20 protein-coding genes and 1 pseudogene are annotated in these 21,028 nt (G+C 34.1%); 12 read left to right on the forward strand and 9 right to left on the reverse strand.

Annotated elements, in window-relative coordinates; all coding sequences use genetic code 11:
* Positions 1 to 65: 65 nt before the first annotated feature.
* The 5 genes from ggt to ABC346_RS16055 form a co-directional block, all read right to left on the reverse strand.
* Complete coding sequence (gene ggt / locus ABC346_RS16035; RefSeq protein WP_413235801.1) at positions 66 to 2,735, reverse strand: gamma-glutamyltransferase; 2,670 nt, start codon at positions 2,733 to 2,735, stop codon at positions 66 to 68.
* Between the two features lie 338 nt (positions 2,736 to 3,073).
* Complete coding sequence (locus tag ABC346_RS16040; protein ID WP_413235802.1) at positions 3,074 to 3,661, reverse strand: TasA family protein; 588 nt, start codon at positions 3,659 to 3,661, stop codon at positions 3,074 to 3,076.
* 22 nt (positions 3,662 to 3,683) lie between these two features.
* Positions 3,684 to 4,241 carry a signal peptidase I SipW gene (sipW, locus tag ABC346_RS16045; protein ID WP_413235803.1) on the reverse strand — a complete coding sequence of 186 codons (558 nt, stop codon included), beginning with the start codon at positions 4,239 to 4,241 and terminating at the stop codon, positions 3,684 to 3,686.
* A gap of 20 nt (positions 4,242 to 4,261) precedes the next feature.
* Positions 4,262 to 4,678, reverse strand: coding sequence for a hypothetical protein (locus tag ABC346_RS16050; RefSeq protein ID WP_413235804.1), 417 nt, complete (start codon positions 4,676 to 4,678; stop codon positions 4,262 to 4,264).
* A gap of 30 nt (positions 4,679 to 4,708) precedes the next feature.
* A complete protein-coding gene (locus tag ABC346_RS16055; protein ID WP_413235805.1) occupies positions 4,709 to 6,715 on the reverse strand; it encodes a glycoside hydrolase family 3 protein in 2,007 nt (668 codons plus the stop codon).
* Positions 6,716 to 7,235: 520 nt separating this feature from the next.
* Here ABC346_RS16055 and ABC346_RS16060 point away from each other — a divergent pair.
* Together ABC346_RS16060 and ABC346_RS16065 are read left to right on the forward strand one after the other, a co-directional pair.
* On the forward strand, positions 7,236 to 7,766 hold the full coding sequence (locus tag ABC346_RS16060; protein ID WP_413235806.1) for a sigma-70 family RNA polymerase sigma factor: 531 nt from the start codon (positions 7,236 to 7,238) through the stop codon (positions 7,764 to 7,766).
* On the forward strand, positions 7,747 to 8,745 hold the full coding sequence (locus ABC346_RS16065; RefSeq protein WP_413235807.1) for an anti-sigma factor: 999 nt from the start codon (positions 7,747 to 7,749) through the stop codon (positions 8,743 to 8,745). Before ABC346_RS16060 ends, ABC346_RS16065 begins: the two co-directional genes overlap by 20 nt.
* A 66-nt stretch (positions 8,746 to 8,811) precedes the next feature.
* Here the strand turns inward: ABC346_RS16065 and ABC346_RS16070 are convergent, their stop codons facing one another.
* Positions 8,812 to 9,258: an NUDIX hydrolase gene (locus ABC346_RS16070; RefSeq protein WP_413235808.1), complete on the reverse strand. Its 447-nt coding sequence runs from the start codon at positions 9,256 to 9,258 to the stop codon at positions 8,812 to 8,814.
* A gap of 124 nt (positions 9,259 to 9,382) precedes the next feature.
* On the opposite strand from ABC346_RS16070, the gene ABC346_RS16075 reads away from it, so the two are divergent.
* From ABC346_RS16075 to ABC346_RS16115, 9 genes and pseudogenes are all read left to right on the forward strand, one after another.
* Positions 9,383 to 10,840, forward strand: coding sequence for a flavin monoamine oxidase family protein (locus tag ABC346_RS16075; RefSeq protein ID WP_413235809.1), 1,458 nt, complete (start codon positions 9,383 to 9,385; stop codon positions 10,838 to 10,840).
* 80 nt (positions 10,841 to 10,920) lie between these two features.
* Entirely contained in the window at positions 10,921 to 11,346 is a 426-nt protein-coding gene (locus tag ABC346_RS16080) for a hypothetical protein (RefSeq protein ID WP_413235810.1), read from the forward strand.
* A 200-nt stretch (positions 11,347 to 11,546) separates the two neighbouring features.
* Positions 11,547 to 12,212, forward strand: a complete 666-nt coding sequence (locus ABC346_RS16085) for a hypothetical protein (RefSeq protein ID WP_413235811.1) — start codon at positions 11,547 to 11,549, stop codon at positions 12,210 to 12,212.
* Positions 12,213 to 12,344: 132 nt separating this feature from the next.
* Positions 12,345 to 13,007 carry a hypothetical protein gene (locus ABC346_RS16090; protein WP_413235812.1) on the forward strand — a complete coding sequence of 221 codons (663 nt, stop codon included), beginning with the start codon at positions 12,345 to 12,347 and terminating at the stop codon, positions 13,005 to 13,007.
* 414 nt (positions 13,008 to 13,421) lie between these two features.
* Positions 13,422 to 14,087, forward strand: a complete 666-nt coding sequence (locus tag ABC346_RS16095) for a hypothetical protein (RefSeq protein WP_413235813.1) — start codon at positions 13,422 to 13,424, stop codon at positions 14,085 to 14,087.
* Positions 14,088 to 14,092: 5 nt separating this feature from the next.
* On the forward strand, positions 14,093 to 14,245 hold the full coding sequence (locus tag ABC346_RS16100; protein ID WP_413235814.1) for a hypothetical protein: 153 nt from the start codon (positions 14,093 to 14,095) through the stop codon (positions 14,243 to 14,245).
* A 226-nt stretch (positions 14,246 to 14,471) separates the two neighbouring features.
* Positions 14,472 to 15,080 carry a hypothetical protein gene (locus tag ABC346_RS16105; RefSeq protein WP_413235815.1) on the forward strand — a complete coding sequence of 203 codons (609 nt, stop codon included), beginning with the start codon at positions 14,472 to 14,474 and terminating at the stop codon, positions 15,078 to 15,080.
* A gap of 5 nt (positions 15,081 to 15,085) precedes the next feature.
* Positions 15,086 to 16,952: pseudogene (locus ABC346_RS16110) on the forward strand (DUF6792 domain-containing protein).
* A gap of 2 nt (positions 16,953 to 16,954) precedes the next feature.
* A complete protein-coding gene (locus tag ABC346_RS16115) occupies positions 16,955 to 17,293 on the forward strand; it encodes a hypothetical protein (protein ID WP_413235816.1) in 339 nt (112 codons plus the stop codon).
* 66 nt (positions 17,294 to 17,359) lie between these two features.
* On the opposite strand, the gene ftsW is transcribed toward ABC346_RS16115, so the two are convergent.
* The 3 genes from ftsW to ABC346_RS16130 are packed head-to-tail and all read right to left on the reverse strand — an operon-like array spanning position 17,360 to position 20,330.
* Positions 17,360 to 18,478 (reverse strand): putative lipid II flippase FtsW, encoded by a 1,119-nt coding sequence (ftsW, locus tag ABC346_RS16120; RefSeq protein ID WP_413235817.1) that lies wholly within the window; start codon positions 18,476 to 18,478, stop codon positions 17,360 to 17,362.
* A 23-nt stretch (positions 18,479 to 18,501) separates the two neighbouring features.
* Positions 18,502 to 19,662: a rod shape-determining protein RodA gene (gene rodA / locus ABC346_RS16125; RefSeq protein WP_413235818.1), complete on the reverse strand. Its 1,161-nt coding sequence runs from the start codon at positions 19,660 to 19,662 to the stop codon at positions 18,502 to 18,504.
* 38 nt (positions 19,663 to 19,700) lie between these two features.
* On the reverse strand, positions 19,701 to 20,330 hold the full coding sequence (locus ABC346_RS16130) for a helix-turn-helix domain-containing protein (RefSeq protein WP_413235819.1): 630 nt from the start codon (positions 20,328 to 20,330) through the stop codon (positions 19,701 to 19,703).
* A gap of 300 nt (positions 20,331 to 20,630) precedes the next feature.
* On the opposite strand from ABC346_RS16130, the gene ABC346_RS16135 reads away from it, so the two are divergent.
* Positions 20,631 to 20,828, forward strand: a complete 198-nt coding sequence (locus ABC346_RS16135) for a hypothetical protein (protein ID WP_413235820.1) — start codon at positions 20,631 to 20,633, stop codon at positions 20,826 to 20,828.
* Positions 20,829 to 21,028: the final 200 nt, after the last annotated feature.

Raw genomic sequence — 21,028 nt, forward strand, 5'->3', positions numbered from 1 at the left:
CATCCATCTTTTGTTCATCGCCATACACCCTTTTCATTTATAATTTAATTAGAGAAATAGCTACATTATGCAGCCATTTCCCATAAATCCAAAATTAGGTATGTTTCTCTTAATAAACGATGGTAGACATCTTCTGAAATCTTTCCGTTATCATAAAAATGGTTTACAAGTACTTCCATATTTTCAAAGTGTTTTATAGCTTTATACATTTGATCCGTCTCTTCATAATGTTGAACAGCTGACAAATGGGTAAGCAGCGTGTTACCTGCATCAGAACTTATTTCTCCACTTTCCACATTCGCTTCTACTAACTCGATTAATTCACTGATCCCTGGAAAATCATCTAAGTTTAAGCCAATTGCCGTTCCCTCTCGAGTTGAATCCGCTGCACCAAAATACATGCCTGATTCTTGATCTAGCACAATACTATTAACATTACCGATTTCTTGCGGGCTCGATTCAAAACGATGCCCTAATTGTTCCATTCTTTCTCGGACAGATTCACCAATCCCATATTCCCAACGAATGGAAGGATAAGCGTTACTATAAATACGAGGTTCTTCAATAGCATCTTTTATACTCATTTCATATCCGATTGTATTGACAATCGTTTGTGTTACAGAGGTAATAATAGTCGCACCACCAGGAGAGCCTACTGTCATATAAGGTTTCCCTTCATCTAAAACGATTGTCGGTGTCATACTACTAAGTGGTCGTTTATTTGGTTGTACTTCATTGGCTCCACCCGGTACGGCATCAAAATCTGTCAATTCATTGTTCAACATAATCCCATAATCCGGCACCATTATTCCAGATCCAAATACTTGTTCAATTGTCGTTGTATATGAAACAAGATTTCCCCAGCGATCAGCAATTGTAAAGTGCGTCGTTTGACCATCAACTTTATCATCTGGTTGTTCAATGAAGGTGCTAGGTTCTCCATCTTGATATTCATAAGGATTTCCTGGTTCTATTTGATCATTCGCCCGATCAGGAGAAATTAGTTCTATCCTTTCAGCTACATAATCTGGATGCAATAGTCCTTCAGAGGGTACATCAATAAACTCTGGATCCCCCATATATGCACCTCGATCCGCATAGGCTAGATGCATTGACTCAGTCATGTAATGATATTTCTCCATAGAACGTATATCGAATTGTGTAAGTTCCAATTGCTCAAACATTTCGAGCAACTGCAGCATCGTAATTCCTCCTGAACTTGGTGGTGGCATAGATGCTATAGCATATCCCCTATAATCGCCCCAAACCGGAGCTTCCGCTGTGGTTTGGTAATTATTCAAATCTGTTGATTCCATACTACCGCCGCGGTCACTTACTTCTTCAGCAAGAGCTTCTCCGATTTCACCGTGAAAAAACGCTTCTGTTCCTTGCTCTTGAATTAATTGAAAACTTTTTGCTAAGTCCTCCTGAACTAATAGATCTCCTTCTTCTAACGGAGTTCCATTTGGTAAGAAAACTTCTTTAGCAGCCGTTTTCGATAATTTGTTCTGATTACTTTCAATCGCATCTGCCAGAGCCCAATTAACTGGGAACCCATCGTCAGCTAGCTCAATGGCAGGTTGAATCAATTCATCTAATTCCATTGTTCCCCATTGATTTAATGCATCTTCTAACCCTTTTAAAGTTCCTGGGACACCTACAGATAAACCACTTTGTACTCGTTCAGAAAATGGCATCACTTCACCAGCAAAGGTATCGACATTCCATTCGTTAGGTTCATCCACTCCGTCTTGCCAAATTTTCACACGGAGTTGATTGCCTTCCACTTGAAAACGTAAATGTTGCCAGTCAGTAGTTCCACTTAACGAAAAACTACCTAAAGTAGAAGTAGTAGAATCCTTTGATTGCAAGATACGAGCTTCATTTGTATCCGTATTTAATTCAATGCCATAACCATTTTTCACATATGTTGTACCAGAAGAACGATATTCATCCGCCCGTAACCATAGTCGGAGGCGACGGTCTTCCCCAGGATCATCTGTACGAAATCTCAATGATAATTCACTATCTTCTATTTCATCCATTATTGCAGTTGTTTGTCCAAAGGATGATGAATTATTACCAAATGGGGGACCAAATATAATTTCCCCAAGACCACTAGATTCAGAGAATGTAGTCCCACGCTCATAAATATTAAATTTATCTGCATCCCAAGAGCCTTCTCCTCCCTCAAAATCCACTTCGAAAATCATTTCTGACGACTGTAAATCGAGTAATTGAATATCATCTACATGAAATTTTGCACCACCACTGTCTCCGTTCAAATCAATAGCTCCAAGAAAGAATTTCCCTGGTTCTGTAACAATATTACTTTTATCCATAAACATATCAGGAGTTGCTCCTTGTGGCGCACGTTCTCTGCTATTTACGATAGAGATATCTTCTGATTCAGCATCATAGTGCATCAGAAAACCCCCACCACCAATCCCAGACATCATTGGTTCAACCACATTTAATGCTAGTTGGGTAGCGACTGCCGCATCGACAGCATTTCCTCCTTGTTTTAATACTTCTGATCCTACTTCTGAAGCTAGAGGATGAGCAGTAACTACCATCCCAAGATTACCTTGATCTGTTTGTTCACCTTTAATTCCTGGGTTTTCAGGTTCATACTCAGTATTGTCTGCAACGGCTTGTGTTGAAGGTAAAATCACACCATATAACAAAACTATTACGAAAAATATATTAATCTTTCTACGCAAACGATAATTCATTACATTCCTCCTTCCTCCATTACTCCATAGAAATAAGAGGTTGGCACATGACAAAAAGTATTGGTAAAAAGACGAATGATATTTAGATTAAGCGTAAGAAATATACAGAGACTCCTTGAAGATCAAAAATAGATTTTCTGCGTGCGATGCAATGCTGTCGATGTCTTCCTTGTCCTATGGGAGGAAGGAAGGCATAAGTGAGACCCTGATGCATAAGCATTCGGAGGCTCACCTGCCGCCGCTGGATAAGCGAGTATATTTCTGAAGCGGGTTCTCAGAACCAAATCATTCGGTTATCTTTTGACTAATACTTGTGTCCCAACCTCTTATAGCTACTATTATTTATCTTCACCTTCTGTTTGTAATGCTGTAAATGTCCAAGACAATTCTAGGGAATCTCCTTGGAATTGATTCTGGTCTTCACCATTATCTACAAATTGAAATTGAACAACTAAATCATCAATGGAATCTACTGGAAGACCTTGTTCACCTAGTAAAGGATAAAATACATTTTCATTTACTGCTTCAGGTGTCATATCTTTCAACTCTGCTAAAGTGGTTTCATAGATAACTTCATCAAGCTTATCCGCGTTATATAAGAACTCAACTCGGATATGACTACCAAAGTCCTCAGAATTATCACCATTTACATCAATTACAGTATAATCAGTATCTAATAACACTTTCTCAATATCGAGTGTGCCATTATTTTGCAACTCAAAATCTCGTGTAATTACATCACCAGGTTTAATATTATCAACGGATATAATTTCTGTCGGATCCACCCCTAAGTCAATTGTTCCTGCAGCAAACGTATTATTAGTGGTCACAGAATCACTAAAATAAGCATACGTTCCTCCACTAATAAGCGTTAATCCTAATACCGCTGAAGCTATACCTGTTCCTAATTTCTTTTTAATATCCATTGTAATTTCCTCCTCATTTTTATTAGGCCGTTTTCTCTTCTACTAATTGTTTTACTTCTTTTAAAGCTTTTCGAATGGTAATAATGGAATAACTTACTAATAATATCCCAGGAAGAATAAATAATAACGCTGCTCCCTGTGCAGTGGTGGCAAAATGCAACACATATCCTATATAAGGAATGGTAATTCCACTATATTCTCCAACGATATTTGATACCGGGACCGGACTCACATCAGGACCATTATTTGCATCCCCTTTTGTAATAAATTGCGTGCCACTACTTTGAACCTCTTCAATTCGGTGAGTAATTAACATTCCTTCTTCACCAGTAAATGTAACTATATCTCCACGTTGATAGTCAGCTGCATTCGACTTCGTATTAATAACAATAATGGACCCAGTCTGGATACCGGGCTCCATTGATCCAGACAGAACTGACTTCACCTGATACCCAAGGATACTTCCATCATTTCCATTTGCTTTTGAAACTAGCGATAATGCTAAAAATGCTATTAATACTACCCAACAACATGTGAAAATAAGTTTACCGACTTTTCGAAAAATATTAGTTATACGCATAGCATTCACCCCCTCTCCAATTATGAATCTTCCTCTATTTCATCTTCGGAATTCGTTGTTTCACTAGATTCCTTTTTATTCGTTTCTTTCTCCTCTTCAGCCATGTCAGAACTAGTTTCATCCTTTTCATGATGAACCTCATTCCCTTCCTCAGAAGGTAATTTCTGGTCTTGTGGTGTATCTTCCTCTACTTGAATTTCTTTTTCTTTAGAATCACTATCTTTCTCACTGTTTAATTTGTCTTTTTCTGTTTCACTTTCTTCCATTTTCTTATTATCTTCTGTCTCTTGTTCTTTTTCTTCTATCTCAACATTAATTTCTCCTTGAATCTCCTCGGAATCAGAAAATACAGCTGAGGTAGGTGAATGAATTTGTAATAGAGTCAAGAGTACTAAACAACAGAAAAGAGATAATTTCATTAATGATCGAAACAACATATTTTTCTTCCTTTACTGCTTGGCATTATTTTAGTCTTCCCATTGATCTATTAAACGAAGACTAGTAGTTTCTAGATAGTTATACGCCTTTTCACTTAGTGCTTCTTGTTCACTATAGTGATCTACTAATGTTTGAAAACTCTTCAAATGTTTGATGACTTTCGCTGATTGATTAGTCTTTTCAAATTGCGCGATTGCAGTTAAATGTCTTTCTAACGCTTTCTTCGCTTCTTCTGAATTTAATTCTTCATTTGCATGAAGATCTTCTACAAGTGCTTTAATATCATTTGCACTTTCAGCACCAACATAATCAATACCATCTCCTATTTCATTTATATCCGGTATCGTTACAGGTAATTTCCCATGAGGATTAATATTCCCAATTAACGAATCACCAACTGCATCTAATGAAACATCCAAATAGCTATAAGAATTAAGGTAAGCATCTACATTTGGAAATGCCATTAAGTCATACGGATTTCGATGCGCGGAAACTACAATCGGTTTGTCCAGTTCTTGTAGTGCTTCCACAAGCATTTGTTGTCGTTCATTTGTATTTGCAGTATATGTTGTCACAACGATTTTATCTGCTGACGTTGCTCTGTCTACTGCTTCTGCAATCTGATCATCTGTTGGACTCGTTGCAGTACTATAATGCGAAACATTGAAATCTTCTTCCTCTAGTAGATTTGCTATCTTATTTGGATATGCAGCTGAAGGGCCTGTAATAAACACTTCTTCATCTTCCTGAAGCGGTAATACATCTCCATCATTCTTTAGTAAAGTGATACTTTTCTCCGCAATTTCACTAGCTGTTTTTAGATGTGACTCTGAGCCAATAACTTCTAATTTACTACTTTCTGTATAAGGATCTTCAAACAATCCAGAATTCGTTTTTGCAGACAGAATTCGATATACCGATTCATTTAATCGTTGTTCACTAATCTCTCCTGACTCTACAGCATCCATTACACCGTCATATGCTACTGGTACATCTGGAGGATTTAATAAAATATCAGCTCCAGCTAGAAAAGATTCAACTGCTACACGATCCGGCGGTACCACATTTGCTCCAGACATTCCTAAGCTATCCGTAATAATTAACCCTTCAAACCCCATATCTTCTCGAAGTAATTCAGTTAATATAGGATAGGATAATGTCGCAGGTAATCCAGAATCATCTAATGCTGGTACAACAATATGTCCTGTCATAATTGCCCCTACCCCTGCATCAATCGCTGCTTGGAACGGAGGTAAATCAACTTCATGCAAAGTCTCTAAATCATGATCAATAACTGGAAGACCATAATGAGAATCTACATCCGTATCACCATGTCCAGGAAAATGTTTTGCAGTAGCTATAACATCTTGTTCTTGATATGCTGTAATTTGCGCTGCTCCCAATTGTGATACCATCGCCGGATCTTCACCAAAAGAACGCACACCAATGACCGGATTAGCAGGGTTAAGATTAACATCTACTGTTGGAGCGAAATTCATATTTATACCTAAAGCATCCAATTCTTTCCCAAGAATTTCACCGCTTCTGGATGCAAAGTCTATTGAATTTGTTGCTCCTATCGCCATATTTCCTGGGAATACCGTACCTGGTGAAATTACTCGCTGAACAATACCACCTTCTTGATCAGTTGAGATAAATAAGGGTATCTCTGAATCTTGTTCCAAGGCGATATCTTGTAATCCATTTGATAAATCATGCACTTGTTGTTTTTCTAGTGGGGTACCGATGTTTTGTGACCAATTGAAGTAAATAATCCCTCCAATATGGTAGTTTTCAATTACCTCTTGAAAGTTCTTACCACCACGGTTATTGGTAAGGTTTGTTGATTCATAATTTGGATCTGTTGGAGTTTGTCCATATGCATGGACAATAAATAACTGCCCTACTTTTTCTTCGACAGACATATTATTTATAATCGTCTGTATTTCATCTTCTTGTTCGGCAAACGCTGACATCGGTAAAATAGTGAAGGTTAATACGATTGATAGAATTAATAGAAAGAATTTACGGACCATCTGTATACCTCCCTTTTCGTTATAAAAAGCACTATCAAAATCCGTCAATCCCCCTTCCTTCGATAAAACAAATTCTGAAGTAATGTGTAATTTTGTAATAGCTAACTAGACATTAGCAAACCTTGTTTGAAAATGTTGTTGGAATATGTTGTAAATCTGCTTAAGAAGACAAAATGAATACGTAGGACTAAGTCTACTTTCAAGTTAAATAATTAGCAGGAAGTAAGAATTATTTTTTTATTCTGAATAAAACAAAATACCAACATAAAATTAATCCTTTATATCCATTCTTTAGAAATACGAAAGTTTCCAGATAAATTACTTTAAATTATTCTTACGAATACATCGACAACAAACCTAATATTCATGTCGAGAAATGACGAATATCATCACTTATGTCGAAGAAAATAATCAATATTAAAACATTGTTATGACGAAATATAAATATTTGAAAAATTACTGTAACATTGATGTAAGCATAAACGTTATTATCAATGACTTTAAACTAGGAGGGGATTAAGTGAAGAAAAACCAATTAGAAGAAATTTTTATCAAACATGCCCCTTCTGTTTTCCAATACGCTTATCAACTTTCTAAATCTAGGCAAACCGCTGAAGACCTGACTCAAGAAACATTTCTTCAAGCAACCATTCATTTACATACCTTTAAAGACGAGAGTGTTCGAAGCTGGTTGTTTCGCGTTACTCGAAACACCTATATCGATGAATGGCGCAAAAAAGTAAGAAGGCAACAAATTTGGTTTCACAAACTACTTCCTCAAAAAGAGATGTTAAGCCCATATGGTCTCCCAGAGGAAGATTTAGAAAGAAAAGAAACTTATGAGAATATTGCACAGTTATTGCAGTTTCTTCCAGAAAATTATCGTACTATTATCTACTTACGAGAATTTGAAGACTTCTCCTATCAAGAAATAATGCAAACAACCGAGTTGACTGAAGAGCAAGTAAAAGTAACTCTTCATCGTGCAAGAAAGAGACTACAACAGTTGGCTAAAAAGAAAGGATGGTACTATGAAGAATTGGAACAATGATATGGAAAAGAAGATTTTTAGAAAATATCGTTTTACACTCGTATTTCGAGTATTACGTATTATGTTAGCTGTTTTTTTCCTATATGCTTTTTATATGATAGTCATTAACATAGCTGCAGACCAATTAAATGTTACGAAGAAGAATTTGTATTTTTCCATATTAGCCCTAGAATGGACAACACCTAACGCAACAGGATCTGAATTAAGTACAGATACCAAATCAGAAATGAACTTTTTTGGAACAAACGAAATTACTTACCCTATCTCAAAACGTATAGGCACAGAACAACAATTTATCGGCGAAGCGGAGATCAAAAAAACATTCATTAGTTATTTTTCCTCCATTAACTACTCAGAGCAAAATTCAGAAGAGCTACCACCATTTGATTTTTATTTACCGAAAGATCCGAGGACAAATGAATCGGTAGATGGCAGTACTAATCAGAGTGTATGGAAATCATTAGAACAGCTACCAGAAGGAACCGTAGGCGAACTTGCTTTTTCTACAGATAAATATATGAGCCCGAAAGAATTGCAATCCAAATTACATGATTTGGATATAATGCTTTTATGGATGCCGCTTTATACTGGTGAATTTATAAAATACGAACCCGAAGGATGGTCCAATAGTAATGATCAAATTGCTATCACAGATCGTTTGGGTCTAACCCCAGGAATAGAACACTCCTCGGACTACTTATTATCAAGCAGATATAATAGTTTATCTAATATAGAAAGCAGCCAAAACATCATGTTAAAAAATATGGAGGATCTTCTCAATCAAACGAAGAGTTACTATACTAATTTTCTTAACTTAAAACATTTACAAGCACAATATGAATACATTAAAGAAGAAGGATTTATCACTTACGGTGCAGTTGTCACAGGACCAGTAAAAGAATTAAAAAAACTTGAAGACCTGCCTTTTATTCAAAATGAAGAAATAGGAGAAGTGGAATTATGGAATTGGGATAGGTAAAAATAGCAGTGGATAAATCAAAGAAGGCCCATTACTTTGTACCTTAGTTTTTGGGCCTTCTTTGATTTAAATACAGAACATTCGATCTTCACATCGTTGAATACTTTCTTTTAGGTGAATTGGTGCTTTGCTATTTTGATTAATTTCTTCCGAGCTCATCCATTGTATCTCATCAATCTCTTCCTCACTGTTAATAATTGGCCTTTCATTTTCTTCTTGATATGAGCAAGCAAAGACAATATTAACTACATGTTTATCTGAATCAAATGTAAAGTAATTACTATAAATATAAACCGGATTATTTACAACAATACCAACTTCTTCCATCACTTCCCTTTTCAACGCATTTTCGAGTACATCTAGCTCTATCTCGGAATACTCTACCTTACCGCCGACAAGCGATAATAAACCTCCCGCATGGGATTCTTGTTCACTTCTACTTATAATCAACCACTTTCCTCTGTTATAGATAGCAGCTTCTACATTAATTATAAATAACGGATATGCATTCATTCTGTTCCCCTCACTTTTTCTATCGTAATACTAATTATAGCAAACACTTACACCACCTTATCCTCGTTATTCAGCATATAAGACACAAGTAACTCATATGATGTTTTAAAAAGGTGGTAATCAGATGAACACAAGAGAACCAATTCAACTACGTTACCCCGAAGACTATCTTCATATTATCGTTAATGGTATCAAAGGGAAAAGCACTCCTAAACGAATCATTATTATTGGTGCTGGTTTGGCTGGATTAGTTGCCGGACATTTACTAAAGGACGCTGGACATGATGTAATGATTATTGAAGCAAATAAACGTGTTGGAGGAAGAGTTTATACAATCCGTGAACCACTAACCGAAGGAAATTACTTAGATGTTGGTGCAATGAGAATTCCTAATTATCATCAACTAGTACATGCGTATATCAAAAAATTCGACTTGAAAATCCATCCATTTATAAACGAAACGCCTGAAGATATCATTCTAGTTAATAATGTTCGAACAACTAGAGAAGAATATGAAGCGAACCCTGATATATTAAACTTCCCCCTACCAGATCATGAAAAAGGAAAAACAGCCCAACAACTTCTTCAAGAAGCCATTGATCCATTTATAGAACTATATACAAATAGTGATGAAGAAGAACAAAGATTACTCGAAGAAAAATATAAAGGCTATTCGATTGGAGAATTTCTACAAAATAATCCATTAGGTCCCTCTCTTTCTCCAAATGCAATAAGATTAATTGGGATAATTTCTGGACTGGAGGGATTTCCACAAGGTAGTTTTGTAGATGTCATTACTGATATTTTAGAACCTTTAACCGTAGATAATGTTCATTTCGATGCTATCAACAACGGAAATGACAGATTACCATATTCTATCTCTCAGCAGCTTGACAAAAATTTAAAAACAGAACAACGAGTTATCGCAATTCATCAGTCATCTACACATATTACTGTTCACACTGATAAAAAACAAACGTATAAAGGCGATTATGTAATAAACACCTCCCCATTCTCTGTCTTTCAATTTATTGATGTAATCCCCTATGAATCTATTTCTTTTTATAAATGGCAAATTATTCGTCAATTACTTCATATACCTTCTGTAAAAATAGGCATCGAATTCAAAGAAAGGTTCTGGGAAGATTTAAATATGGGAAATGCTATCTCTGACCTTCCCAGTAGGTTCTCTTACATACCTAGTTATGGTAAAGGAACAAAAGGACCAGCTGTATTATTAGCTAGTTATAGTTGGGGTGAAGATGCACTACTTTGGACTAGTACAACTCCTACCCTCATGGTACAAATGATTTTAAAAGATCTTGCCAAAATATACAGCAATATAGTATATAAACAATTTTCTCGTTCCGTATATTTTAACTGGAGTCTCAATCCATATTCAGCAGGATGCTTCACTCTATTAACACCGTTACTCGGTGCTTCAATAACAGAAGACATTATCAGGCAACCGGAAGGAAGAATTCACTTTGCTGGAGAACACACCTCTGATTTTAACGGCTGGATAGAAGGTGCTATTCAATCAGGAATAAGAGCAGCAACGGAAGTGAATCAGCGGGAGTGATCACAGATAAATCCTGTATTCTTTTCAGAACTAGCTATTTTTCTATTCGTATAATATATTAATGGAGGTAAATATATATCATGAAAAAAGTATTAGTTCTATTACTATTTTGTTTTACTTTGTTAGCTGCATGCAATAATGAAACGGTTGAAGCAGACTATAGGAAAATGTTGAATAGTCTGGAATTAGGTGACCACGCTGATGACGAGATTATTTCGAGTGGTACTACGGTTAATTTGCATGGAAAAATTAAAAAAATTAATGAAAACCAACAAACACATGTAATGAAAAGCTCAGATAGTGAAGACGTACAACATGAAGCATTTACTTTGAAAGAAAGTAACCATATTCACATTGAAGATGCAGAAGGTGATATTTATGTTATTGTTATTGATTCTATTGAAGAATGGACAGAAGATGACCATGTTCGAGTAGTTGGAACATTTGAAGGAATCAATAGAATGGCATATCCAATTATTACTGATGCAAAAATAGAAAAAGAATAATTGGTTTGTAAAAAATACAGATACGCTATCTGTATTTTTTTGTTTTCATAATTTTTACTTATTTTTGTTGATTTGGGGTATATAATCTATATACTTATATGTGGTGTAGACAATGACCTATGTACATACAATACATAGTGCTTGTGATATATTTGTTATTTTCAAAATTCGATAAGAATAATACCTAAGTTGGAGGTCTCATGGAAAAATATATATGGTTATTATTAGTTGTCTTATTTATTATAGGAGGTTGTGATATCAATGATGTTCAAGAAAAGAATGTGTCTCCTTCTGAAATAAATGCCGAAGACTTACCCGATGTTCCAGCCCTTCAAGATGAGTTCACCCGAGAATTTATACAATCCCCGGAGCCTGTTCGTGAAGGCTTCTACCCTTTCTTATCCAAGTCAAAGAGTTTTACAATGGATTTTCCAGAGGAGATGGTAGTAAATACTGAAAGTCATATAGTTGCTCCTGAAAACCGAAGCGAAACGATTACTTTGGGACCTTCTGATAGAAACTTAGAAGTATATCCAAATTTTATTTTACATTATTACAGAGGAGAACCTGATGAACAAAATGCGAAAGAACTAATGTCAGTTGCCCATGGCAGGGATTTAAATTTTGAAGATATAAAAACAAATAATGAAACGAATTTATCCATTGCAGACTACAGATTTAACGAGAAACTTTATTCTATAGCAGCTTTAAGTTGGAACGAATATGGCAGAGTACAAATTGGAGTAAGTTTAATGTGTAACGATAATCTTGAACCAGATCAATGTCAAGAGCATGTAGATAAGGAAAAAGAACATATTATTGATATTTTAAAAACCATAGATGTAATTAATAATGAAAGTAAATAACTATAAGTTCAAAAATAAATTAATTTTCATTTCTTCTAGAAAATAATGCTTACGCATTTTATTATTTCATCAGGGTATATATTCTTTATACTTATACGATAAAGATTAAGATTTACGGTGGAGGAATGCCTCATGAAAAAATATATGTGGTTATTATTAGTTGTCCTATTAATTACAGGAGGTTGCGGTATCAATGGTGATCAAGAAGACAATTTACTTCCTTCTGAAATAAATGCCGAAGACTTACCCGATGTTCCAGCCCTTCAAGATGAATTCACCCGAGAATTTATACAGTCAACCGAACCTGTTCGCGAAGGCTCCTTCCCTTTCTTATCCAAGTCAAATGGTTTTACGATGGACTTTCCTGAGGATATGGTGATAGACGAAAAAAGTCATATCGTTGGTCCAGATAACCGTAGTGAAACACTGGTTATAGGTTATAAAGAAGCAATTAATGATATCTTTATAAGTCATACATTCAACTACTTTAACGCTATCTCAAGTCCAGATAATAGTAAGGAGCAGCTCTCCCAAAATGCTGGTTATGACATAGAATTTAAAAATATAGATAGTAACAATACAAAAACATTTGATACTGCAGAGTATAAAATAAATGACAAGAGGTTAATGCTAGTTTCATTATTATGGAATGATAATGAACAAATTCAAATAACCTCTACCATAAAATGTACTAATGAATTGAACGAAAATAATTGCGAAAGCAAGATAAATAACCATAAAAATGGTATCATTGAACAATTTAAATCAATAAAATTTGAAGATTATAAAAAGTGAGTGAGTAGTATGAATCCTAATCTATTTAATACCCCCTGAAATTAAAACAAGATTTATAGTATTTTGTAGTGAAAACTTCGCTTTAATTGTATTGTAATGAAAGACGGCGACTCCTACAGGTATAGCACGAGCTGAAGATCCACTTGAAAAGTGTTTTTCTTTTAAGTTAGCTGAGGCCGTACCCGCTAAAAAGCGTCCGTCTGCAATGGAAATCAAACAGCACAACATTTGGATTTTATGCCAAATATATTAATTATGAAATTCAAATAGATTCTCACTTTCACCTCTTATAGTAAATATTATTCAAGATATTTGTATTATTTTCATAATTTTTACTTATTTTTATTGATGTAGGGTATATAATCTATATACTTATATACGATGAAGATTGAGACCTATGTTGGAGGATGCCTCGTGAAAAAATATATGTGGTTATTATTAGTTGTCTTATTTATTATAGGAGGTTGCGGTATAAATAATGATCAAGAAAAAAATGTATCTCCTTTAGAAATGAATGCTGAAGATTTACCCGATGTTCCAGCCCTTCAAGATGAATTCACACGAGAATTTATACAATCCACGGAACCTGTACGTGAAGGCTTCTACCCTTTCTTATCCAAGTCAAAGAGTTTTACGATGGACTTTCCAGAGGAGATGGTAGTAAATTATAAATTCCATAATATTGGACCTAATAATAGAAGCGAGACTATTACTTTTTCACATATCGATAGAGGTGAAGAAGTTTTTTTAAACTTTAGTCTTGACTATTATAAAGGAGAACCAATTGAGGAAAATGTTGAAGATCGAATTTCCAAAAGCCATGGAGAAGATTTGGAATTTAAAAAAATAAAAACTGAAAATGATACGACCCTTTCAGTTGCTGATTACAAATTTAATGAGCAACTATATAATATTGCTGGATTTAGTTGGAACGAAATTGGAAACATAGATATATCAATAAGCCTTAGATGTAATGACATTCTAGATTCAGAAGATTGTCAAAAACAAATAATTAATCATAAAGAAAAAGTAATTGAGCTTTTAAAAACCATTAATATTGTTACTATTGAAGAGGAGTGATGATAATGGAAAACATAATTTCATCACCTGAATTTAAAACCAGAATAATCGACTTAGAATATAATCATTTTTCTCCTAAAGCATTTAAAGGTACTTCTTTGGAAAAGATAAGCGATCCCTCAATTTTTTCTTCTTTTCAATTCCAATATTCTTTATAAATTCTTTTAATAGAGACATTTACACGCTTGCTTTTCACCTATTATAGTTAATATTATTCAAGACATTTGCATTATTTTCATAATTTTTACTTATTTTTATTGATTTGGGGTATATAATCTATATACTTATATACGATGAATATTAAGACCTATGTTGGAGGAATGCTTCATGAAAAAATATATGTGGTTACTATTCACTTGCTTAATTATTATAGGAGGTTGTGGTATGAATAATGATCAAGAAGAAAATGTGTCTCCTTCTGAAATGAATGCCGAAGAATTACCCGATGTTCCAGCCCTTCAAGATGAATTCACCCGAGAATTTATACAATCCATAGAACCTGTACGTGAAGGCTTCTATCCTTTTTTATCCAAATCAAATAGTGTTACCATGGACTTTCCTGAGGAGATGATGGTCAGTGACAGAACCCATATTGTTGGACCAGATGACAGAAGTGAGACGATTACTTTTGCGGATGTTGATAAAACGAAAGATATTTTTGTGAACTATAAATTACGCTATTACAAAGGAGAGCCTAATGTTGAGTCTAGTATGGATCGCATATCAAAAAGTCATGATAGAGAGTTAGAATTTAGAAATATTGAAACGGACAATAATTCAAATTTATCCATTGCGGAATATAGACCAGATGAACAGTTTTATAAGATAGCAGTATTTATTTGGAATACACATGGTCAAATAGATTTGACTATAAGGTTAAGGTGTAACGATAAACTTGAAGCAAACCAATGCTCAGAAAAAACAAATTCCGAAAAAGAAAAATGGCTGAAACAAATTAAATCTATAAACATAATTAATAGTAAAAAGGAGTGATATAAATGGAAAATATTTTATCTACTCCTGAATTAAAGACTAGAATAATCGACTTAGAATATAAACATTTTTCTCCTAAAGCATTACAAAATACTTCTTTAAATGAAGCAAAAAATAATTTTGAAAAAGATTTTGAAAAAATATATTTAGAAGAAACTGGGGAATTACTTGATGGGGATCTTAATCTATATCATTCTTCCCAGTCGAGTAATAAACAAATCAATCAATCCAGTTATGATGGTACCGCATTATATATTGATAATGGTAAAACAGAAGAAGTATATATAATATCTCAAGGGACACAAGATATACATGATTGGGAATATAATATAAAAGCAATGTTTGCAGGAAATAATGCTGATCAAGCAATTGCCACCAAAGATTTTGCAGACGAAACAAATGATATTTTCCACCTTAATAATATAAAAACAATTGGCCTTTCTCACTCTTTAGCACATAACAATAATACAACAGCACACTTAGCTTTCGATACGTTTGATGAAGTTTTTAGCGTTAACGGAGCACAAACCAATTATTATCAGCTATATCACATTGACGAAGATTTCGAAAATAAAGTCAATAAAGAATATAGTGTTTTCAGATGCTGACATCTACGACATCCCGCCTCAAGAACTTCACGATTTCGCAAAAGATTACTACAGTGACAAAGAACAAAATATAACACAACTTATTTCTGAAGATGACCCACTATACGCTGTGAGTGGTATACGTGGTTTTCTAACATTAGGAGCCGTTCAGTATATTAACACGAACCCTACCCTTCCTGGTTTACGTGAAATGGTTGATGATATTCCCGACGATGTCATTGTTAGTTTTCAAGAAATGGCCATAGATTACACGTTAGCAGCAGAGCAAGGTGGAATGAATGCTGGTATTGAGAAATTACTGGGAGTTAACCCTTCAATATTTGAAGATAAAAGTGGCGGAATGGACTATTTCAAATGGTATATTACAAATTCTACTGAAGTAGATACTGTCATCCGTAACTTAAACGACAATGTTCCGATATTAAACGAAAAGATTAAAATGATAACAGATAACTCAGAATTAATTTTCGGCAGACTCTATGAAGCTGGTTATATTACCAAGAACCAACAAGATATATTAATCACCGAGTTCGGTAATTTGCAGTACGAACTTAATGAGATTCAAGAATTAATTGAAAGAAATATAAGTGTACGAGATTTGAATAACCCATTTGCTACATTAGGTGCAGACTCTGGCACAATTTTAAAAATCATGCAACACGGAAAAAGCTTCACAGAAATCGTCAAAAATATTCAGAATAGTAATATTCTACACAACTTAGAAGCAATTACAGATAGTCATAGTCTGATAGAAATGCTTTCATCTATAAGTGGTGATGGCAGTAATAAATCTTATCTAGGAAGAGATATGGTATTAACCTCCAGTAAAGAAGGAAACATACAAATTAATATATCTGCGGCACTTCGAATGTATCAACAATGCTTTCCCCTTCTTGAAGAGAAATCCACCATGATTAATAACCTCGAAAAAGCAGTGACTGATGAAATTCAAACCGCATTTAATGAAGAAAAACAAAAAGTAATCGCCAAGATAAATGAAATGGAAGCTAGTCCTGGTCTATATAGAGATTTACTAAGAAAACACATATACTTTCCACGTTTGAATAAGACTGTCCGTCAAATTAATGTCCATGAAGAATTTCTTCCTTTAGAACAAGCTGATCTTGATGAGGAAATTAGTTACATGCGACAGTCCGTTGAAAAAGGGAAAAAACATATAGAGACGTACCGAACGTCCATTGAAGATTTATTTGAAGCAGAAGATCACGTTTCAGATATGTTCAAGTTAATTGGGAGGATCTAATTATGAGTGAATTGCACTCTATCACTGTTACAGAGAGTATACTTAGTAGTGAAGATTTTTCATATAAAAAAGATACATTACGAAAACATGTGAATAACATACAAGAACAAGATGATCAATTTTATAAACTTATTGAAGACGTTATTGTTGGACAAGATCAAAAAGGAAAGATTGTAGAATCTCTGCAAAGTGAATCTCGCCTTCTACAGTTACATGACGTATCTATTGGCCTTACTTTAAGTTATAAAATCAACCGAGTGGTAACTAATTTCAGTGAACAAGTAGAAGATTTGAAAGAACAACGATTAACCATAACTTATGAAAATACACCGTCAGCTTAAAGATTATCCTATGCATAAAGAAACAAATTAAAGATGGCAAGGAAGTAGATGTCTTCCTTCCCATCTTTATATTTTTTCTTCCGTTTGCTTCACATAAGAAGATAGATTCACTAATATTCCAATGGATATCATTGTAAATAATAGGGAAGATCCCCCATAACTAATTAACGGGAGTGTTATACCAGTTATTGGTAATAGACCTGAAACAGCTCCTAAATTAAACATGATTTGTATCATTAGTTGACATGTAATACCTATTGCCAGAAATTGATGAAATGATTCGGTAAGTTTTCTCGAAATTTGTATTCCCCTAACTAGAATAAACATATACGCTATAATCACTATAAATAATCCTAGTAAACCTAATTCCTCAATGGTAATAGCCATAATAAAATCCGTGTGTGATTCTGGTAAGAAACCTAACTTTTGAATGCTTGCTCCTAACCCATTCCCAGTCAATCCCCCACTTCCAATTGCAGTTAGAGAATTCACCAACTGATATCCGTCTCCGGCAAAATTGTCAAATGGATCGCGGAATGACGTTAAACGATCCAATCGATACGGGGAAGAATATGCAAAATAAATAAGCCCGACAACTGCGGTGCTGACTAAAAACAATAGATGGCTCCACTTTGCACCTGAACACGTAACAATAATTCCACAAGATAGTAAAATTAATGCAGCTGTACCTAAATCTGGTTGTGATAATATTAGCAGGAATACTACTAGTAAAATAATTAACGGCGGTAATAATCCTTTATGAAATTTTTCTATGTATGACTGCTTTCTAGCAAAAATGTAAGAAAAATAGATAATCATAAATATTTTAATTGCTTCAGTTGGCTGGAATAGAAAGAAACCAAGTTGTATCCACCGTTGCGAATTATTTCTTTCTACTCCAACTCCTGGAAGTAATACAAGAATTAATAATATGATAGACAGTAATATGAAAATCGGACTTAACCTCCCATATATATGTATAGGGATAAGTGTGGCGAATATAAAAAACACTAGACCGATTAAAAACCATAGAATTTGTCTTTGAACAAAATAAGTTGAGTTATCATAGTTTACGTATGCAAAAGGAAAGCTGGCGCTATACACCATAATAATTCCGAAAATCGCTAATACCATGGGAATAATGATTAATGAATAGTCTATTCTTTTTAATTTGTCTCTAATCATTTCATCACCCTTCCTTTTAATAACTATAATGCCTTTTCTCTAAATAGATAGTCTTTCGATGATCTAATTTGAACACTAAAAACAATCCCTATTGCTAACATATTCGTTAATAAAGCACTGCCGCCATAACTAACCAAGGGCAATGTTATTCCGGTAATTGGCATCACACCTATCGTCATTCCAATATTTTGAAATACTTGAAAAGCAATTAATGCAACCACTCCCACACATATATAAACCCCAAAAAAGGTTTCTGATTGAAATGCTACTCGTATAATTCGGTAAATAAGAAAAAAGTATAGAAGAACTAAAATACCTGCACCTAAAAAGCCAAATTCTTCTCCAATAACGGCAAATATAAAGTCTGTATGTGCCTCTGGAATCTTCCCTTGTTGCACTTGTTGACCTTGACTAAACCCATTCCCTGTTAATTGACCTGAACCAATGCCCATTCTTGCTTGGTAAAGCTGATACCCAAAATTAGAGGCATATTCACCGGGATTAAGCCAGCCATATATTCTTTCCAATTGATGTGGTTTAAGAAGGCTTTCAAATACTTCATTTAAATATGTAAATGTAAACACAAGGAATGACAAACAAGCTCCGAATGCAATAATAAGCATGATAATGACTTTATAGGAAATATGGGAAACCATGATCAATGTTAATGCAATTACTAAAATAATTAGTGATGATCCTAAATCAGGTTGTACAAAAACGAAAACAAACGGTATCAACGTAACAGCAAGTATTTTTCCTGTTAAAATAAGGCTGCCTTTTAAATCTAACTGAGATTTACCATACTTTTTTAATAGAACCGCTAAGTATAATATTAAGAATATCTTTACAAATTCGGATGGTTGTAAATCAAACACACCTAAGTGAATCCAACGTTGAGATCCATTTTTCGTAGTACCAAAAAAGTGAACAAGCACTAATAAAAATATCCCACTTAGGTATAATGGCAATGCCCACCGTTCTAATAATTCATAGTCAAAATAAGCTGCACCTATCATAACTAAGGTTCCTACTACATACCATACTACTTGTCTTAACACGAAAAAAAATGGTTCTGTTTGTGCATATTGACCTGAACCACTATAAACAGCAATCAGACTTATAACGAAAAACAAGAATAAGATAATAACGATACCGTAATCAATAGATATATTCTTTTTTTGCATAAAAACCCCTCACTTACATCTTTTAACCCCACCTCATATTATTGTGTTTTTTCAAGCATTCCCATTACTAGATTAATAGCAATTGCATCATCGACAAATCCAATCGGAAATAAATAGTCAGGTATGACATCCACTGTAAATATAAAATATAATAGCGCACTTCCCATAAGAATTAATTGCTTTGTGGTTCCTTTCTTAGAAGAAAACCGTAGAAACATATCTTCTAATCGTTGTAAATACGGACCATTAAAATCTCCTAATTTGGAGCGCTTATCTTTATAGTTTTCTAGTACAGTAGATTCTCCCTCTTCTGTTTGCACAAATTTCATGTACTTTTTTAATTCCTTCTCGATTTCTTGTATCGATAAACCATTCGAATCTCCTACTTGTCCCAATGTAGACTGAACCGTATAAAATGATTCTTGTAAGGCCATATTTTCGTTTTCATACAAAGATACCTTCTCCTCCCCCAATAGATCTTGAATAGAGGTATGAAGAACTTCGGATAGCCTTTGTAAATGTGATAGTGTTGGCTTTCGTTGGCCATTTATAATTCTAGAAATAGTAGATACATTAATATTTGAGCTTTTTGCAAGTTGTCTCATTGACATGCCTTTTTCGTCTAAAATATTTCTCAGTCGTTCACCAGTTAAAGATTTATCACTCATTGTATTCTCCTACCTTATATAATTTCATTGCTTAATATACAAGTGTGTTGACAATTTGTCAACACACTTAAACATTTTTTATTTTAGTATAGAGATAGTAAGTATAAAAGAAGAATTCGTTAAAAATTTATGAATACAAATTGAGGAGGTATACTTTCGAATTGTTGATAAGAAATTGATTTAAAATTCTCTTATAGAATTATATTCCGTAAACCTTTTGTGTTTGTATACATCTTATTTATAAATCTATGTTTCTACCTACATATAAAGGGGAATGTATTTTATAAGAGGTGGTAAATAATGGCGGATAATAACAATAGACACAGAGAGAAAAAATCAAAAAGAAATGTAGAAAACCGAACTGCTCTAGATGAATTTGAAAACCAAAAATTTGCCGATGACGTCCCAATGGAAGACTTAAAAATTGAATTAAAAGATGAGAAGAAAAAGACTAAATCAAAAGAAGATTCACAAAGTCAACGTAAACATGAGAAGTAAAGTATTCTCCCTGAGGGGCTTTACTTCTCGTGTTTTACGTATGTCCGATAAATCTCTCCAATAATACCATCCATTTGATGCTTTCCTAAATCACTGTTCGTCATAATTATTACACCGTACTCTTTAAAAGGAAAAGCGACTATTATGGATTAAAATCCTTTTCCCCAGCCTAATGAAGATATTTCTAGTTCGTGACCTTT

It is taken from the genome of Oceanobacillus phoenicis (genome assembly GCF_047238145.1).
Lineage (GTDB): Bacteria > Bacillota > Bacilli > Bacillales > Amphibacillaceae > Oceanobacillus.

Bases quoted from the DNA above. Each gene is read 5' to 3' on its own strand.
- ggt (WP_413235801.1), bottom strand. From the start codon at position 2,735: ATGAATTATCGTTTGCGTAGAAAGATTAATATATTTTTCGTAATAGTT.
- ABC346_RS16040 (WP_413235802.1), bottom strand. From the start codon at position 3,661: ATGGATATTAAAAAGAAATTAGGAACAGGTATAGCTTCAGCGGTATTA.
- sipW (WP_413235803.1), bottom strand. From the start codon at position 4,241: ATGCGTATAACTAATATTTTTCGAAAAGTCGGTAAACTTATTTTCACA.
- ABC346_RS16050 (WP_413235804.1), bottom strand. From the start codon at position 4,678: ATGTTGTTTCGATCATTAATGAAATTATCTCTTTTCTGTTGTTTAGTA.
- ABC346_RS16055 (WP_413235805.1), bottom strand. From the start codon at position 6,715: ATGGTCCGTAAATTCTTTCTATTAATTCTATCAATCGTATTAACCTTC.
- ABC346_RS16065 (WP_413235807.1), top strand. From the start codon at position 7,747: ATGAAGAATTGGAACAATGATATGGAAAAGAAGATTTTTAGAAAATAT.
- ABC346_RS16070 (WP_413235808.1), bottom strand. From the start codon at position 9,258: ATGAATGCATATCCGTTATTTATAATTAATGTAGAAGCTGCTATCTAT.
- ABC346_RS16075 (WP_413235809.1), top strand. From the start codon at position 9,383: ATGAACACAAGAGAACCAATTCAACTACGTTACCCCGAAGACTATCTT.
- ABC346_RS16080 (WP_413235810.1), top strand. From the start codon at position 10,921: ATGAAAAAAGTATTAGTTCTATTACTATTTTGTTTTACTTTGTTAGCT.
- ABC346_RS16085 (WP_413235811.1), top strand. From the start codon at position 11,547: ATGGAAAAATATATATGGTTATTATTAGTTGTCTTATTTATTATAGGA.
- ABC346_RS16090 (WP_413235812.1), top strand. From the start codon at position 12,345: ATGAAAAAATATATGTGGTTATTATTAGTTGTCCTATTAATTACAGGA.
- ABC346_RS16100 (WP_413235814.1), top strand. From the start codon at position 14,093: ATGGAAAACATAATTTCATCACCTGAATTTAAAACCAGAATAATCGAC.
- ABC346_RS16105 (WP_413235815.1), top strand. From the start codon at position 14,472: ATGAATAATGATCAAGAAGAAAATGTGTCTCCTTCTGAAATGAATGCC.
- ABC346_RS16115 (WP_413235816.1), top strand. From the start codon at position 16,955: ATGAGTGAATTGCACTCTATCACTGTTACAGAGAGTATACTTAGTAGT.
- ftsW (WP_413235817.1), bottom strand. From the start codon at position 18,478: ATGATTAGAGACAAATTAAAAAGAATAGACTATTCATTAATCATTATT.
- rodA (WP_413235818.1), bottom strand. From the start codon at position 19,662: ATGCAAAAAAAGAATATATCTATTGATTACGGTATCGTTATTATCTTA.
- ABC346_RS16130 (WP_413235819.1), bottom strand. From the start codon at position 20,330: ATGAGTGATAAATCTTTAACTGGTGAACGACTGAGAAATATTTTAGAC.
- ABC346_RS16135 (WP_413235820.1), top strand. From the start codon at position 20,631: ATGGCGGATAATAACAATAGACACAGAGAGAAAAAATCAAAAAGAAAT.